Source organism: Thermanaerovibrio acidaminovorans DSM 6589, assembly GCF_000024905.1.
In the GTDB taxonomy this organism is placed as follows: domain Bacteria; phylum Synergistota; class Synergistia; order Synergistales; family Synergistaceae; genus Thermanaerovibrio; species Thermanaerovibrio acidaminovorans.
Genome location: NC_013522.1, coordinates 986,197 through 1,001,175, shown reverse-complemented (window position 1 = coordinate 1,001,175; position 14,979 = coordinate 986,197). Strand labels below are relative to the sequence as shown.

Below are 14,979 nucleotides of genomic sequence, written 5' to 3'. Positions count from 1 at the left end.
GTGGGCCATAATACACCGCTGTAGGGTGTGCGGCAAGCTTAGCTCCAACCGGATAGCGGCGGATGACAATCCGCTGAAGCTCATGTCCCTGGCCATGAGGCCTTTGGGGCAACCTCCGTTCCCTTTGGAGCACATTGAGGAATTGACCGACATGATGGGGGGAGAGGGGCGTCTGATTCGTTGATCTTTAATCGTTGTCTTGTTGACAGATTCCGTTAAACTCGGTAGAATGCCCCTCGTTGGGTGGTTAGTTCAGGGGTAGAACGCCTCCTTGACGCGGAGGAGGTCAGAGGTTCGAATCCTCTACCACCCACCATTTTTAAAGCCTTCGAGCAGATGCCGCCCAACGGGCGGCATCTGTCGTATGGGGCCCCTGAACTGTGATGCCCAGGAGCCCCAGCTGTGGTATACTGACCGTTGTCCTTTCAATCATTACTGGGGATGGGCTGGAAAGGGGTTGTGTTGATTGAAATCCGAGATAGTCTCGCAGGAGAAGAACACATTGGTGATCAAGGCGGTGGTGGACGCGGAGACCTTCTCCAAGACCGTATCCAACGCCGTGAGGGAGCTTTCCAACAAGGTCAACATTAAGGGCTTCCGGAAGGGGCACGTGCCCCGGAAGACCCTGGAGATGTTCCTCGGCAAGGGGGCCATATACGATGAGGCGGTGGAGAAGCTACTCCCCAAGCTCATGGGGGATATAATCCAGGAGTACGATCTGACCCTCATGGAAGACCCGAAAGTCAAGCTCGGTCAGGTGCAGGATGGGTCTGCCCTGGAGGTGGAGTTCACCTTCTCCCTTAGGCCCGAGGTCAAGTTCCCGGAGCTCTCCTCCGTGACCGCCAAGCGGCCGGTCTTCAAGGTTACCGATGAGATGGTGGAGGAGGAGATCCGTCGGATACTGGAGGCCAACGCCACCCACGAGCCGGTCACCGAGGATAGGCCCATCACCTCCGAGGACGTGGTGGAGGTCCTCTACAGCTCCTGGATCCTGGATGGGGAGGACCTGGGGGAGAAGCTTGAGGACTCCCAGGTTTCCAAGATCGAGCTCTTCAACCCCTCCATAAGGACCGACATCGTGGATGCCCTGGTGGGCAAGTCCGTTGGGGACGACGTGTCGGTTGACATCCAGGTGGACCCTGCCTACAACAACCCCAAGGTGGCTGGCAAGATGGTTCGCTACGCCATGTCCGTCCGGGGGATCCTCAAGGTTGTGGTGCCGGAGCTGACGGATCAGATGGCGGAGAAGGTCTCCCAAGGGGAGTGCAAGACCGCCGAGGAGCTCCGTTCCGCCATAAGGGAGGCCATGGAGAAGAGCTTTGAGCGTCGGGCCCAGGAGGCGGTGAGGGAGTCCGCCCTGGAGGAGCTCTGTGCCGCCTGCCAGGTGGACATACCGGAGGACATGCTCCAGCGGGAGAGGGATCACATGCTGGTCCACGAGAAGCAGCGGGTCACCCAGCAGCTCAAGAAGGAGTGGGACCAGTACCTGAAGGAGATGGAAACCGATGAGGCCGCTTTCGCCGCTAAGATGGAGGAGAGGGCCCGGGAGATCATCAAGCGGGAGCTGGTGCTCTGGACCCTGGCGGACAGGGAGGGCATAGATGTCTCCCCCGAGGACCTGGATGGGGAGATAAGGAAGATGTCCATGAGTGTTGGGGTCGACGAGTCCAAGTTCCGCTCCTTTCTGGCGTCCAACCGGCAGAGGCTGGACGAGATGGTGAGCTCCATAAGGAAGCGCAAAACCATGGATTGGCTCGTGTCCGCCGTCAAGGTGGAGAACTTCGACACCGATGCCAAGGCGGACGCCTAAGCGGGAGGTGGATTGATGAGCCACGGGACCATGTCGTATCTGATCCCCTACGTCATCGAACAGACCGGTCGGGGAGAGCGGTCCTACGACATATACAGTCGGCTCCTCAAGGACCGGATAATATTCATCGGTCAGGAGATAGACGATCACCTGTCCAATCTGGTGGTAGCCCAGCTCCTGTTCCTGGAGAGCGAGGACCCGGATAAGGACGTGTTCGTCTACATAAACAGCCCCGGCGGGGTGGTGACCGCTGGGCTGGCCATCTACGACACCATGCAGTACGTCAAGTGCCCCGTGTCCACCATATGCGTGGGTCAGGCGGCCAGCATGGCGGCGGTGCTCCTGTCCGCGGGGGAGAAGGGGAAAAGGATCTGCCTTCCCCACTCCAGGATAATGATCCATCAGCCCCTTGGCGGGGCCCAGGGTCAGGCGTCCGACATAGAGATCCAGGCCAAGGAGATCCTCAGGATGAAGGAGATCCTGAACTCCATCCTGTCCAATCACACCGGGCAGCCCATGGATAGGATCGCCAAGGACACCGATCGGGATTTCTTCATGTCCGCCGAGGAGGCCATGGCGTACGGCATAGTGGACAAGGTCATCGACCGGCGCTGAAACGCAGATCCCAGCCTGGCTGATCGGATCGTTCGGAGGGGGTCCTCGGGCCCTCTCCTTTTGTTGTAATATGTGTTAGGATTTAGCCTTGGCGACCGCACCTGGCGTATATCCAGGGTGGCCGAACAGTAGATTCTAGACGAAGATCGTAGAGGTGAAGATATGTTCAAGGACAACGACGACCTGGGCGGCAAGAGGAGGAGGGTTCGCTGCTCCTTCTGTGGCAAGGGACAGGATGAGGTGGCGAAGCTCATAGCCGGCCCCGGGGTTTACATATGCAACGAATGCGTCAACCTTTGCAACACCATCCTGAGCGACGAGAGCCTGTCTGCGGGGCAGGGGATAGGCGCTAAGCCCAGCCTTTCGGGGCTGGACCAGGTCCCAAGGCCCGATGAGATGAAGGCCTTCCTGGACCAGTACGTGATAGGCCAGGATCAGGCCAAGAAGGTCCTGTCCGTGGCGGTCTACAACCATTACCGACGGATAACCGCTGGCCCCAGCGATGACCAGGTGGAGCTGCCGAAGAGCAACGTCCTGTTGGTGGGACCCACCGGGTCCGGCAAGACCCTTCTAGCCCAGACCTTGGCCCGGCTGCTCAAGGTGCCCTTCGCCATAGCGGACGCCACCACCCTGACCGAGGCGGGGTACGTGGGGGAGGACGTGGAGAACATCCTGGTGAGGCTGTTGCAGGCGGCGGACTACGACGTCAAGGCGGCGGAGCGGGGGATAATCTACATCGACGAGATCGACAAGATATCCCGCAAGTCCGAGTCCCCCTCGATAACCCGGGACGTGTCCGGCGAGGGGGTCCAGCAGGCGTTGCTCCGGATCCTTGAGGGGACCGTGTCCAACGTGCCCCCCAAGGGGGGCCGTAAGCATCCCAACCAGGACTTCATCCAGGTGGACACCAAGAACATCCTGTTCATATGCGGCGGCGCCTTCGACGGCTTGGAGCCCATAATAGCCCGGAGGACCAGGAAGAAGGTCATAGGCTTCGGGGGCGACATAGCCTCCGCCAAGGACCTTGAGAAGAGGAACTCCCTCTATCGGGAGCTGGTGGCGGATGACTTCATAACCTACGGGTTCATCCCTGAGTTCGTTGGCAGGCTCCCGGTCATAGTCCCCCTGGACTCCCTGGACGAGGAGGCGCTGGTCCGGATACTCCAAGAGCCCAAGAACGCCCTGGTGAGGCAGTACCAGAGGATCTTCGAGATGGACCGGGTCAACCTGGAGTTCACCCCCGAGGCCATCCGGGCCATCGCCCGGAAGGCCATGGAGCGCAAGACCGGCGCTCGGGCCCTCAGGTCCATAATGGAGGGCATAATGCTGGACCTCATGTATGAGATGCCCTCCAAGGCGTCCCAGGTGGGCAGGGTGGTGATCGGGGAGGACGTGGTCAACGGCCAGGGGGCCCCGGTCTTCTACCCCAGGGACGATCAGGAGGTGGCCTGATGGGGAACATGGAGGGGGATATCCCTAGCCTCACCCTTCCGGTCCTCCCGGTCCGGGACATGGTCATATTCCCCGGCGTGGTGGTACCCCTGTTCGTGGGGAGGCCCAAGTCCCTTAAGGCCATAGACTTGGCGATGGACCAGGATCGCAAGATCCTGGTGGTCTCCCAGAGGGACCTTCGGGTGGAGGACCCCGGGGATGAGGACCTCTTCCGGGTCGGCACTGTGTGCACGGTGTTGCAGATGCTCAAGGTTCCGGACGGCACCCTGAAGGTGCTGATCCAGGGGGATGAGGCGGTGGACGTGGAGGAGTTCGAGTTCTCCAAGGACCTCATATCCGCCGTCTGCCGGGATCGGGACTACCTGGAGGATGAGGACCAGGAGACGGAGCCCCTGAGGCGCTCCGTGTTGGAGCAGTTTGAGCGGTACGTTGGGCTTCACCCCAAGGTGCCGTCCGAGGTTTTCGCCCCCCTGGCGGAGGAGAGTAGCCAGCGGGTGGCGGATCTGGTGGCCTCCCATTTGGTGGTGGGGGTTGCGGAGAAGCAGCAGCTCCTGGAGGCCAGGTCACTGAACCAGCGCCTCCGGGAGGAGCTGAAGCTGCTCATAAGGGAGAACGACCTCCTGGAGATGGAGCACAGCATCCAGGAGAGGGTCCGCCGGGAGATGGAGCGGGGCCATCGGGAGTACTACCTTAGGGAGCAGCTGAAGGCAATACAGGAGGAGCTGGGATCCTCGGATGGCGTGGGGGAGATAGACGAGTACCGGGCCAGGATAGAAAAGTCCAAGATGCCCAAGGAGGCCAAGGAGAAGGCCCGGTACGAGCTGGATAGGCTCTCCAAGATGCCCTCCACATCGGCAGAGGCGGCGGTCTGCAGGACCTACCTGGACTGGCTCATATCCCTCCCTTGGGCCAATCAGACCAAGGATAGGCTCGAGATAGGCCTTGCCCAGCAGGTGCTGGACGAGGACCACTATGGCCTCAAGGAAGTGAAGGACCGGATAGTGGAGTTCCTGGCGGTCCGTAAGCTTGCGGGCAACGACGTGAGGGCCCAGGTGCTCTGCTTTGTGGGTCCCCCTGGGGTTGGGAAGACCTCCCTGGCCAGATCCATAGCCAGGGCCCTGAACCGCAAGTTCGTCAACATGTCCCTCGGAGGGGTCAGGGACGAGGCGGAGATCCGAGGGCATAGGCGGACCTACGTGGGGGCCCTGCCGGGGAGGATCATACAGAAGATGCGGGTGGCGGGGGTCAAGAACCCGGTGATGCTACTGGACGAGATAGACAAGATAGGAGCCGACTTCAGGGGGGATCCCTCCGCGGCGTTGCTGGAGGTGCTGGATCCGGAGCAGAACCATGCCTTCTCGGACCACTTCCTCGAGGTCCCCTTCGACCTGAGCCGGGTCATGTTCATAACCACCGCCAACAGCCACCACACGATCCCCAAACCCTTGCTGGACAGGATGGAGCTCATAAGCATCCCGGGCTACGTGGCGGAGGAGAAGGTCCACATCGCATCCCGGCACCTTTGGCCCCGGATAGTCCGGGAGAACGGCCTATCGGACATGGGCCTGAAGCTCAGCAAGGGTACCCTGGAGAGGATAATCTCCGACTACACCCGGGAGGCGGGGGTCAGGAACCTGGATCGGCAGCTTTCCAAGATAGCCCGCAAGGTGGCCTGCGCCCGGGTGGCGGCGGAGGAGTCGGGGGCCAGCTTTGAGGCCCCCAGGATAACCACCGCCTCGCTGGTCAAGTACCTTGGAGCCCCCAAGGGGTACGACACGGTTATCCCCCAGGGGAGCGCCGTGGGGGCCGTGGTGGGCCTGGCTTGGACCGAGACTGGGGGGGACGTTCTGCTCCTGGAGGCGGCCGCCATGGCCGGCAAGGGGAAGGTGTCCTTCACCGGCAACCTGGGTGACATAATGCAGGAGTCCGTCCAGGCGGCGGTGGGCTTCCTTAGGTCCCACGCCCAGGAACTCCGCATGGACCACGTCAAGTGGGACGAGATGGACCTCCACGTCCACGTCCCAGAGGGGGCAACCCCCAAGGACGGTCCCTCCGCTGGAGTGGGGCTGGCGGTGGCCATATGTTCTGCCATCCTTAAGGTCCCGGTTAGGACCGACATGGCGGTCACCGGGGAGATAACCCTCCGGGGAGCGGTGTTGCCCGTGGGGGGCATCCGGGAGAAGTGTCTGGCAGCCAAGCGGAACCGCATCCGGGAGATGATCCTGCCCTTCGCCAACCGGGCGGATGTGGAGGACATGCCCGATTGGGCCCGAAAGGGGCTCACGTTCCATTTCATATCCTCCGCGGAGGAGGCGTTTCGCTTGCTCATAAAGGGTGACGGTTGATGCTCTGGCGGGCCCAGCTGATCGCCTGCGCCTACCGTTACGATCAGGTGCCGCCTCACCATCTGCCCGAGGTGGTGATGGTGGGGCGCTCCAACGTGGGCAAGTCGAGCCTTATAAACGCCATGATAGGCCAGAGGTTGGCCAAGGTGAGCAAGACCCCTGGCAAGACCAGGAGTGTCAACTTCTTTGAGGTCCAAGGGGATCCTCCCTTCGTCCTGGTGGACCTGCCGGGATACGGTTTCGCCGCCCGGAGTGGGGGAGAGCTGGAGCTCTGGCGGAGGCTGATCGAACGCTATTTCAGATCCTCCCGGGTCAGCCTGGTCCTCCAGCTGGTGGACTTCAGGCACGGTTTTCTAAAGAACGACAGGCAGATGGAGGAGTACCTGGCGGGGCTCCAGATCCCGGTGGGGGTGGTGTTCACAAAGCTGGACAAGGTGAGTGGTTCCCGACGCAAGTCCGCCCTGGATGCTTACGTCAAGGAGGGCTTCCGGTGTTCCATCGGGCCATTCCTGGTATCGTCGGAGACCAAGGAGGGGCTGGGGGACCTCAAGTCCGGGCTGTCCCTATGGCTCAAGGAAGGTTCCGTGCCCCGTGAGGGGCTTTGATCCCTTTTATAGAGATCGATACACAACGTTGCAAGGGGAGGCGGTTTCATGAAGGACATCTCTTTAGGCAAGAGCTACGACCCGGTCCCCATAGAGGACGGCTGGTACGGGCGGTGGATAGGGGCGGACCTGTTCAAGGCGGACCCAGAGTCCCCCAAGCCCAAGTTCGGAGTGGTGATACCTCCCCCCAACGTGACCGGTTCCCTCCATATGGGGCACGCGCTCAACAACACCCTTCAGGACATAATATGCCGCTACAAGCGGATGAGGGGCCATGAGGTCCTTTGGCTTCCCGGTACGGACCATGCGGGCATAGCCACCCAGAACGTGGTGGAGCGTCACCTGGCCTCCCAGGGCATATCCCGCCATGACCTGGGTAGGGAGGCCTTCGTGGAGAAGGTCTGGGAGTGGAAGGAGCAGTACGGTAGCCGGATAATAGGACAGCTGAAGAAGCTGGGGGCCTCCTGTGACTGGTCCAGGGAGAGGTTCACCATGGACGAGGGGCTATCCCGGGCGGTCAGGAAGGTCTTCGTGGAACTGTACAAGAAGGACCTCATCTACCGGGGCAAGTACCTCATAAACTGGTGCCCCCGGTGCAGGACTGCCTTGTCGGATCTGGAGGTGGAGCACCAGGAGAGGGACGGCAACCTCTACAAGGTGGCCTATCGCTTCGCCGATGGGGACGGGGAGCTCCACGTGATGACCACCCGGCCGGAGACCATCCTGGGGGACGTGGCCATAGCGGTCCACCCGAGGGACGAGAGGAACAGGCACCTGATAGGCCGCAAGGTGGTGGTTCCCCTGGTTGGGCGGGTCATCCCGGTCATAGAGGACAACATGGTGGACCCGGACTTCGGCACCGGTTGCGTCAAGATAACCCCCGCTCATGACCACAACGACTTCCTGGTGGGACAGAGACACGGTCTTGAGGCCATACAGGTCATAGACGACCAGGGGCTCATGACCCAGGAGGCCCTGGAGTTCGCCGGGCTCGACAGGTTCGAGGCCCGCAAGAGGGCGGTGGAGGCCCTTCGGGAGCGGGGTAACCTGGTGGAGGTGGTGGAGCACAGCCACTCGGTGGGACACTGCTACCGGTGTCAGACCGTGGTTGAACCCTACCTGTCGGAGCAGTGGTTCGTCCGGGCCAAGCCTCTGGCGGAGGTGGGGGTGAGGGCGGTCCGGGAGGGGAAGATAAAGTGGATCCCCGAGAGCTGGGTTAACGTCTACTACCAGTGGATGGAGAACATCCGGGACTGGTGCATATCCCGGCAGCTCTGGTGGGGACACCGGATACCCGCCTGGTACTGTTCCTGTGGACATGTGATCGTTGACGAGGTGGACCCCACCCACTGCCCCGAGTGCGGCTCCTCCAACCTGGTGCAGGATGAGGACGTTTTGGACACCTGGTTCTCCAGCGCCCTCTGGCCCTTCTCCACCATGGGCTGGCCCGAGGACACCAAGGAGCTAAGGAGCTTCTACCCCACGGGGCTTCTGGTAACCGGTTTCGACATCATATTCTTCTGGGTTGCCAGGATGATAATGATGGGGCTGGAGTTCATGGGGGATGTGCCGTTCCATCACGTGTACATCCACGCCCTGGTCAGGGATGAGAGGGGACAGAAGATGAGCAAGTCCAAGGGGAACGTGATCGATCCCCTGGACCTGATAGAGAAGTACGGGGCGGATGCGTTGAGGATGACCTTGGCGGCCTTGACCGTTCAGGGGAGGGACATATGCCTGTCCGCCTCCAGGGTTGAGACCTACCGCTTCTTCCTCAACAAGCTGTGGAACGCCAGCCGCTTCGCCCTCATGAACCTGGATGGAGTGGATCCGGGCTCGCCGATTGACCTCAAGAACCTGCGCATCCACGACCGGTGGATTCTGCGGAGGCTTGACCAGGTGAAGGCCCAGTTGGCGGACCTGCTGGACGGGTACTTCTTCGGCGAGTCCGCCAGGCTACTCTACGATTTCACCTGGTCCGAGCTGTGCGACTGGTACCTGGAGATGGCGAAGCCGGCCCTCCGGGGGGACGAAGGGGAGCCTAGGCGATCGGCCACCCAGAGGGTCCTCCTGGAGGTCTTCCGGGACCTTCTCAGGATGATGCATCCCTTCATCCCCTTCGTAACCGAGGAGCTGTGGCATCACTTCCCCTTCGGTGGCGGGTTCATAGTGAACGCCGGATGGCCCGATGGGACCTCTCCCCGATTTGACCAAAAGGACGCGGAGGCCATGGAGTCCATCCAGGAGATCATCCGGAGCATGAGGAACCTGAGGGCCGAGGCCTCGGTGCCGCCCCAGAAGGAGATCGAGCGGTTCATCCTGAGGGTCCGGAGCCCGGAGATCGAGGCGTCGCTGGCGGATAACCAGGACCTGGTGCGGCTTCTTACCCGATGCGGGAAGCTGGAGATGATCCCTGCGGATGCCCAATCCCCCGCCAAGAGTCTTGCCAGCGTCTTGAGGGACGTGGACGTTTTCCTGCCGGTGGAGGGCCTATGGGACATCGAGGCGGAGATACGGCGACTGTCTGAGGAGAAGAAGAAGGTGGAGGCAGAGCTGGAGAGATCCCTGGCCAAGCTGGGCAACCGATCCTTCGTGGAGCGGGCCCCCGCCGAGGTGGTGGAGAAGGAGAGGGCCTCGGTGGAGGAGAAGAGAGCCCGACTCGAGAGGATAAGGGAGAACATAGAGAGCCTGAGCCGATGATCCCCTGGGACCGGTTCGAGGAGGAGCTCTCCAGCCTGGCCAGTCCGGGAATAAGGCCCGGCCTTTCCAGACTGGCCAGGTTGCTGGACCTACTGGGGAACCCCCAGCGGAGGTTCCCCTCTATACTGGTGGTGGGTACCAACGGCAAGGGATCAACCTGCTCTGCCCTGTCCTCCTGCCTGTCCGCCGGGGGCTACCGGGTTGGGTTGTACACCAGCCCGCACCTTGAGAGTCCCGGAGAGAGGCTGAGGATAGGGGGGGAGCAGATCTCCTGCCATGAACTCTGGCCCAGGCTCGAGAGGGTGGCCCATGTGATCCAGGGGGATCCGAGGCTTTCTTCGGATCGTCCGTCCTACTTTGAGATCCTTACCGCCGTGGCCTTCTCCTACCTGGCGGACGCCTCCATCCACTTGGCGGTGATTGAGGCCGGGATGGGGGGGCGGTTGGATGCCACCAACACCCTGGGCATGGTGGAGTGTGTGGTCTGTGCCCCCATAGGTTTGGACCATCGGGAATACCTGGGGTCCACGGTTCGCCACGTGGCGGCAGAGAAGATGGCGGTCATAAGGCCCGGGAAGCCGGCGGTCTTCGCCGGGGACCCGGGGGGCGATGGTCTGGAGGAGATGTTCCTCGAGAGATGCGCCAAGGTAGGTGCCAAGCCGGTGATCCACTCAAGGGAATGTCGGGTAGAGCTACTCCAGATGTCCCTCGGTGGTTGCCGTTTCCGCCGCACCAGGGGCTCAGTAGAGGAGGAGCTGTTCATCCCCTTAGCGGGGCTTCACCAGCCTTACAACGGATCCCTGGCCCTTACCGCCCTGGAGGAGATATCGGACCGGTTCCCCCTGTCCAGGTCCGCCATGGTGGAGGGGCTATCGAAGGTTACCTGGCCCGGTCGGATGGAGTGGATCCCCTTGGATGGTTCCCGGGGAGTGATCCTGGACGGGGCCCACAACCCCCACGGCATGAGGGTCCTGGTGGATAGCCTCAAGAGGATCCAGAACCCGGAGGGAACCGCGGTGGTCTTCGCCGCCATGGGGGACAAGGATCTAGAGGGCACTTTGGGGATACTGGGGGAGCTTAAATCGCCCCTTTTCGTCACCACCGTCCCCGGCCTTGCCCGGTCCGCCACGGTGGAGGTCCTATCTTCCCTGGCGTCCAAACTGGGAATCCCCTTGGCGGGTTCCAATCCGGACCCCATGGAGGCGGTGAAGATGGCGCTGGATGTCGGCCCCACGGTGGTGGTTTGTGGCAGCCTCTTCCTGGTGGGGCACGTGAGAGGGAGGATTAGGGGAAGTTGATCACCCAAAGGGAAGATCTGGTGGCGGGGCATCGGGTGATGAGGATAGAGGAGGACGGCTCCTTCCGGGGCTGTCTTCTGCTGGATGGCCCACTGGTCGACGGGGGATCCGGGATCTCACTGGACCTTGGAGCGTTGGAGGGGTTGATAGGAGATGGATGGAGCTCCATCGCATCCCCTCGGCAGGTTCACGGGGATCGGATCCTTGCCTTCCATCATGATCTTCCGATGGATCCCGCTCCGGAGGCGGATGGGGTTATGATCTCCTGTCGGGGAGCGGTGGGGGCGATGAGGTACGCGGACTGCGTCCCGGTGCTCCTGGGAGTAAGGAGCGAGCCCTTGATCGTGGGGCTCCACTCGGGCTACTCCGGCACGGTGTTGGGGATTTGCGAGAGGGCGTTGGATGCCATGGAGGGGACGGTTACGGATTGGGGCTCCGTCTGGGCGTGGGTGGGTCCTTCCGTGTGTGGTGGCTGCTACAGCCGGAGGGTCCATGACCCCGCCACGGCGCGAGGCATGAGGGAGCTCCATTCGTCCCGCTGGAGGGTGGAGGGGGACCTGGTCTACTTCGACATAAAGGGAGCCGTGGTGGACCAGCTCAGGTCAAGGATCCCCGCTCCCAACGTGATGGTCAGCCCCCTATGCACCTTCGAGGATCCGAGCCTCCCATCCTTTCGGAGGGACCGGACAGCTAGGCGGATGGCCCTCCTTTTCGGTTTGCCTAAGGTTTAGGGAGGCCACTTTGGGCTTCATTTACGGGAGAATTAGAGCAGATGGAGGAGCTTTAGATATCTGCTTGATGGGGAGTGATCCAGTTGTCTGTTAGGGTAGGGGTAATAGGGGTTGGTCACCTGGGGTACCATCATGCCCGGATATATTCCGAGATCCTGGGGGCCACCCTGGTGGGGGTGGTGGACTCCAACGAGGACAGGGCCCAGTATGTGGGTGACACCATGGGGGTTCCCCACTTCTCGGATTTCGTTCAGTTTCTGGATACCGTGAGGCCCCATGCGGTGAGCGTGGCGGTGCCCACCAGTCTTCACTATCAGGTGGCCAGCGAGGCCCTCAAGAGGGGGATCCATGTGCTGGTGGAGAAGCCGGTGACCACCAAGGTGGAGGAGGCGGAGACGCTGCTCAAGATTGCGGCGGAGAGGGACCTGGTCTTGCAGGTGGGACACGTTGAGCGGTTCAACAGCGCGGTGCAGTACGTTAGGAGCATGATTGACTCCCCGCTTCTCATCCAGTCCAGGCGGATGGGGCCCTTCTCCCCCAGGATCAGCGACGTTGGGGTAGTGTTGGACCTCATGATCCACGACATAGATATCATCCTCTCCATGGTGAACTCCGACATAGACCGCATATCCGCCACCGGCTCGGTGGTCAGGTCCGATCACGAGGATATCGCCTGTGCTCAGATAACCTTCAAGAACGGGACCATCGCCCACGTGGTGGTCAGCCGGGTGTCGGAGAAGAGGATCCGGCAGATGGACATCATGGAGAGGGAGAGGTACATCGTGGTGGACTTCGAGTCCCAGGACGTGTCTATAAACCGGTGCATCAAGGGCGGCTCCGGCCTCGTCGAGGTGGTGGAGCACCCGGTCTACCCCAAGAAGGAGCCCCTCAAGATGGAGCTCCAGCACTTCGTGGACTGTGTGAAGGAGGGCAAGGAGCCCCTGGTGGGCATCCGGGACGGCAAGAGGGCTCTCGAGGTGTGCGTCAAGGTCCTTAGGCAGATAGAGCAGGATGCGGTGGGGATCAAGGCCCATACCGCTTGATATCCCCTGGATATCTTGGGTACTCATATTTTAATCCACACGGAAGAGCTGGGGCCCCCTCCAGCTCTTCCTGCTTGATGCCGAACCGTTATGATAGGATAGAGGCCGAGAAGGGGGTGTTAACCATGTTGATCAGGATGCCCCGGAGGAAGTCCGTCACGCTTAAGAATGTCCTCCTGGTGATCATCGTGGCATTGGCCGCCCTCATAGCGGTGATGTCCGCGGTGATCTTCACGTTGCCTCCCAAGGCCTTCCGGGACAACGTGATACTGAGGCTCATATACGAGAAACACACCAAGGCGGTGCACTGGTTCAGGAAATGAGGTGCTGTCTTTGTCGTTCTTGAGGGATGTTAGCGTTTTGAACCGTCAGGCCCTCCTGGGGCTGGTCTTCTTCCTGCTGGCCCTCCCGGTGGCCAGGGCGGTGGTCAACATATACCGGGGAAGGTGGCCCGGGGGGCCGGCGGTCCTCTTCTACCTCAGGATGTTGCTGGGTTTCCTCCTGGCGGGGGCGATCACCCTCACCTTCTACTCCTTCGTGGGGAAAGAGATCCTGCCATGAGGAGGTGGGTGGCGGTAGCGGCGGGGGTCATCATATGGGTCCTCTTGCTATGTTTGGGGGTGGGTGCCCAGGAGATGCCCAAGGCGGATCGGCGGGCATCGGAAGTCATTTTCATGATGGCTTACCGGGACCTGCTGGGCCGCAGGTATTGGAGCTCCCTGGCCAACATATCCGGTGCGCTGAAGAAGGACACGTACTTCGTGGACCTCTACTTCCTCCGGTCTGTGGTCCAGAGGAGGATGGGCAACCTGGACGACGCCGCCGCATCCTTAAGGAGCTACCTGGAGGTTAGGAGGAACGACTACCGGGGCAAGTCGATCCTCCGATCCCTGGAGGACGAGATCAGGTCTTTGAGACTGGCCCTTCGACCCAAGGCGTCCATGCTGTCCGCCACGTTCGTGGACGCCCGGGATGGCAGCGTTCTTCCCAAATTGGACAGGACCTTTATCCTGGGCATGGGGGGGGCTGGGAAGGTGAGCTCCCTGGGGGACAAGCTCTTCCTGGTGGACAGCCTGGGGGACCGGGTAGTGATCTACCGGGGAGGCAAGAGGCTGGCGTCCCTGGCCATCAAGTCTCCGGTGGCGGTGGTGCCGCTGGACTACCTCAATTGGGTGGTCCTCTCCTCCGATGGTGGGGCCTTTAGGGTGGAGGAGAACCAGTACAGCGGCGCCATATCCCAATGGCCGTACTTCAAACACGATGGGCACATCTCAGATGGGGTGGCTCTCTCCGATGGGGCCTTCGCAGTCACGGACCGGATATCCGGGAGCCTGCTGATCCTATCATCCGGGGGCCGGGTAATGGGGCAATGGCGGCCCAAGGGATCCGGGAGGTTGCCCGAGCTGGTGGCGGTGGACTCCCTGGGGAGCCGCCTGGCGGTGGCGGACCGGGGGCGCGGGATGGTCTACGTGCTGGACTGGACGGGGGGATCCTCCTTCAAGGAGGTGGCCAACGTCCGGGTCAATGGCGTCAGGGACCTAACTTGGAACCACGAGGGGGGGCTCTTCGTGGTGGCCGAGGGCGGGGCCCTGTTCAAGGTGGGTCCCCTCTGGGATGGGACCGTTACGCTGGATACGGTGGCCAGGGGGCTCAAGGATCCGTGGACCGTATGCACCTACCAGGGGGGCATCATGCTGCTAGACCAGGGAGGGCGTCAGCCCCTCTGGGGCGGCCTGATCTACAACGATGGGGCGGTCAACGGCCTTTTCGGGGTTATGGACATGGCCATAGATGAGGGGGATGTTTACAGCCTCACCATGACGTCCCGGCTCTCCCCCTTTTTCGCCTCCATAGGGGACAGGTTCCCGGTGGTCAGGGGGGTTTGGCAGAACAAGCTGGCGCTGGTGTCGGTGAGCGGCAGCAGGAGGCTGATCCCGGAGCCCCAGGTGGTGGCCTTGGAGAGCCCCGACGGGGATCCATCCCGTCTGTGGCGGGATATACGCGCCAGGGAGGAGAAGGGGATGTCCTTGCCTCAGGTCCTTCTCCTCAACTCGAACGTCCGGTTGGGGCGAAGGGACCAGGAGAGGTTGCTGGCCTACTGTCTGATGAACGGCCTCAGGCTGGATGTGGCTGCCATAGGTGTCCCATCGTCGCCGGAGCTGGACGCGGTGAGGCGCCTTACCGGAGGAAGCTTGTATTTCCGGGCAAAGCCCGCACTGACTCCCCTGGACGGGGTGGAGTGGACCTTCCGGATGCCATTGCCCAAGGTGGACGTGCCGCTGGGCAACGTGTCGGACTCCCTGGTATCCCTCTTCGTGGACGCGGAGGACTATAGCTTCAGGGAGTGGATGCCCTTCTTCCCCGCCGCCTTCCGCTAGGG

13 protein-coding genes and 1 tRNA gene are annotated in these 14,979 nt (G+C 61.7%); all 14 read left to right on the top strand.

Going from position 1 to position 14,979, the window contains the following annotated elements; translation table 11 throughout:
- Nucleotides 1-25 precede the first annotated feature (25 nt).
- The 14 genes from TACI_RS09260 to TACI_RS04840 all read left to right on the top strand — a co-directional run bounded on the left by TACI_RS09260 (nucleotide 26) and on the right by TACI_RS04840 (nucleotide 14,977).
- Entirely contained in the window at nucleotides 26-184 is a 159-nt protein-coding gene (locus tag TACI_RS09260) for a hypothetical protein (RefSeq protein WP_242601061.1), read from the top strand.
- A 57-nt stretch (nucleotides 185-241) separates the two neighbouring features.
- Nucleotides 242-316 (top strand) — tRNA-Val (locus TACI_RS04900).
- A 150-nt stretch (nucleotides 317-466) separates the two neighbouring features.
- Complete coding sequence (gene tig / locus TACI_RS04895) at nucleotides 467-1,810, top strand: trigger factor (protein WP_012869702.1); 1,344 nt, start codon at nucleotides 467-469, stop codon at nucleotides 1,808-1,810.
- 15 nt (nucleotides 1,811-1,825) lie between these two features.
- Nucleotides 1,826-2,425, top strand: a complete 600-nt coding sequence (gene clpP / locus TACI_RS04890; protein WP_012869701.1) for an ATP-dependent Clp endopeptidase proteolytic subunit ClpP — start codon at nucleotides 1,826-1,828, stop codon at nucleotides 2,423-2,425.
- Between the two features lie 162 nt (nucleotides 2,426-2,587).
- Entirely contained in the window at nucleotides 2,588-3,877 is a 1,290-nt protein-coding gene (clpX, locus tag TACI_RS04885) for an ATP-dependent Clp protease ATP-binding subunit ClpX (RefSeq protein ID WP_012869700.1), read from the top strand.
- Nucleotides 3,877-6,222 carry an endopeptidase La gene (gene lon, locus TACI_RS04880; RefSeq protein WP_012869699.1) on the top strand — a complete coding sequence of 782 codons (2,346 nt, stop codon included), beginning with the start codon at nucleotides 3,877-3,879 and terminating at the stop codon, nucleotides 6,220-6,222. The genes clpX and lon overlap by 1 nt, the downstream gene beginning before the upstream one ends.
- The gene (gene yihA / locus TACI_RS04875) at nucleotides 6,222-6,827 is read left to right on the top strand and encodes a ribosome biogenesis GTP-binding protein YihA/YsxC (protein ID WP_012869698.1); all 606 of its coding nucleotides are present in this window, start codon (nucleotides 6,222-6,224) and stop codon (nucleotides 6,825-6,827) included. Before lon ends, yihA begins: the two co-directional genes overlap by 1 nt.
- Nucleotides 6,828-6,875: 48 nt before the next feature.
- The gene (locus TACI_RS04870) at nucleotides 6,876-9,527 is read left to right on the top strand and encodes a valine--tRNA ligase (RefSeq protein WP_012869697.1); all 2,652 of its coding nucleotides are present in this window, start codon (nucleotides 6,876-6,878) and stop codon (nucleotides 9,525-9,527) included.
- Nucleotides 9,524-10,825, top strand: a complete 1,302-nt coding sequence (locus TACI_RS04865) for a bifunctional folylpolyglutamate synthase/dihydrofolate synthase (protein WP_012869696.1) — start codon at nucleotides 9,524-9,526, stop codon at nucleotides 10,823-10,825. The genes TACI_RS04870 and TACI_RS04865 overlap by 4 nt, the downstream gene beginning before the upstream one ends.
- Nucleotides 10,822-11,556 carry a purine nucleoside phosphorylase YfiH/LACC1 family protein gene (locus TACI_RS04860; protein ID WP_012869695.1) on the top strand — a complete coding sequence of 245 codons (735 nt, stop codon included), beginning with the start codon at nucleotides 10,822-10,824 and terminating at the stop codon, nucleotides 11,554-11,556. The genes TACI_RS04865 and TACI_RS04860 overlap by 4 nt, the downstream gene beginning before the upstream one ends.
- Before the next feature lie 77 nt (nucleotides 11,557-11,633).
- Nucleotides 11,634-12,599, top strand: a complete 966-nt coding sequence (locus tag TACI_RS04855; protein WP_164925382.1) for a Gfo/Idh/MocA family protein — start codon at nucleotides 11,634-11,636, stop codon at nucleotides 12,597-12,599.
- A gap of 125 nt (nucleotides 12,600-12,724) precedes the next feature.
- On the top strand, nucleotides 12,725-12,922 hold the full coding sequence (locus TACI_RS04850; RefSeq protein ID WP_012869693.1) for a hypothetical protein: 198 nt from the start codon (nucleotides 12,725-12,727) through the stop codon (nucleotides 12,920-12,922).
- 10 nt (nucleotides 12,923-12,932) lie between these two features.
- Nucleotides 12,933-13,160 (top strand): hypothetical protein, encoded by a 228-nt coding sequence (locus TACI_RS04845; RefSeq protein ID WP_012869692.1) that lies wholly within the window; start codon nucleotides 12,933-12,935, stop codon nucleotides 13,158-13,160.
- Nucleotides 13,157-14,977 carry a YncE family protein gene (locus TACI_RS04840; protein WP_012869691.1) on the top strand — a complete coding sequence of 607 codons (1,821 nt, stop codon included), beginning with the start codon at nucleotides 13,157-13,159 and terminating at the stop codon, nucleotides 14,975-14,977. The genes TACI_RS04845 and TACI_RS04840 overlap by 4 nt, the downstream gene beginning before the upstream one ends.
- Nucleotides 14,978-14,979: the final 2 nt, after the last annotated feature.

Coding starts and splice junctions, on each gene's coding strand:
- clpP (WP_012869701.1), top strand. CDS start 1,826: ATGAGCCACGGGACCATGTCGTATCTGATCCCCTACGTCATCGAACAG.
- clpX (WP_012869700.1), top strand. CDS start 2,588: ATGTTCAAGGACAACGACGACCTGGGCGGCAAGAGGAGGAGGGTTCGC.
- lon (WP_012869699.1), top strand. CDS start 3,877: ATGGGGAACATGGAGGGGGATATCCCTAGCCTCACCCTTCCGGTCCTC.
- yihA (WP_012869698.1), top strand. CDS start 6,222: ATGCTCTGGCGGGCCCAGCTGATCGCCTGCGCCTACCGTTACGATCAG.
- TACI_RS04870 (WP_012869697.1), top strand. CDS start 6,876: ATGAAGGACATCTCTTTAGGCAAGAGCTACGACCCGGTCCCCATAGAG.
- TACI_RS04865 (WP_012869696.1), top strand. CDS start 9,524: ATGATCCCCTGGGACCGGTTCGAGGAGGAGCTCTCCAGCCTGGCCAGT.
- TACI_RS04850 (WP_012869693.1), top strand. CDS start 12,725: ATGTTGATCAGGATGCCCCGGAGGAAGTCCGTCACGCTTAAGAATGTC.
- TACI_RS04840 (WP_012869691.1), top strand. CDS start 13,157: ATGAGGAGGTGGGTGGCGGTAGCGGCGGGGGTCATCATATGGGTCCTC.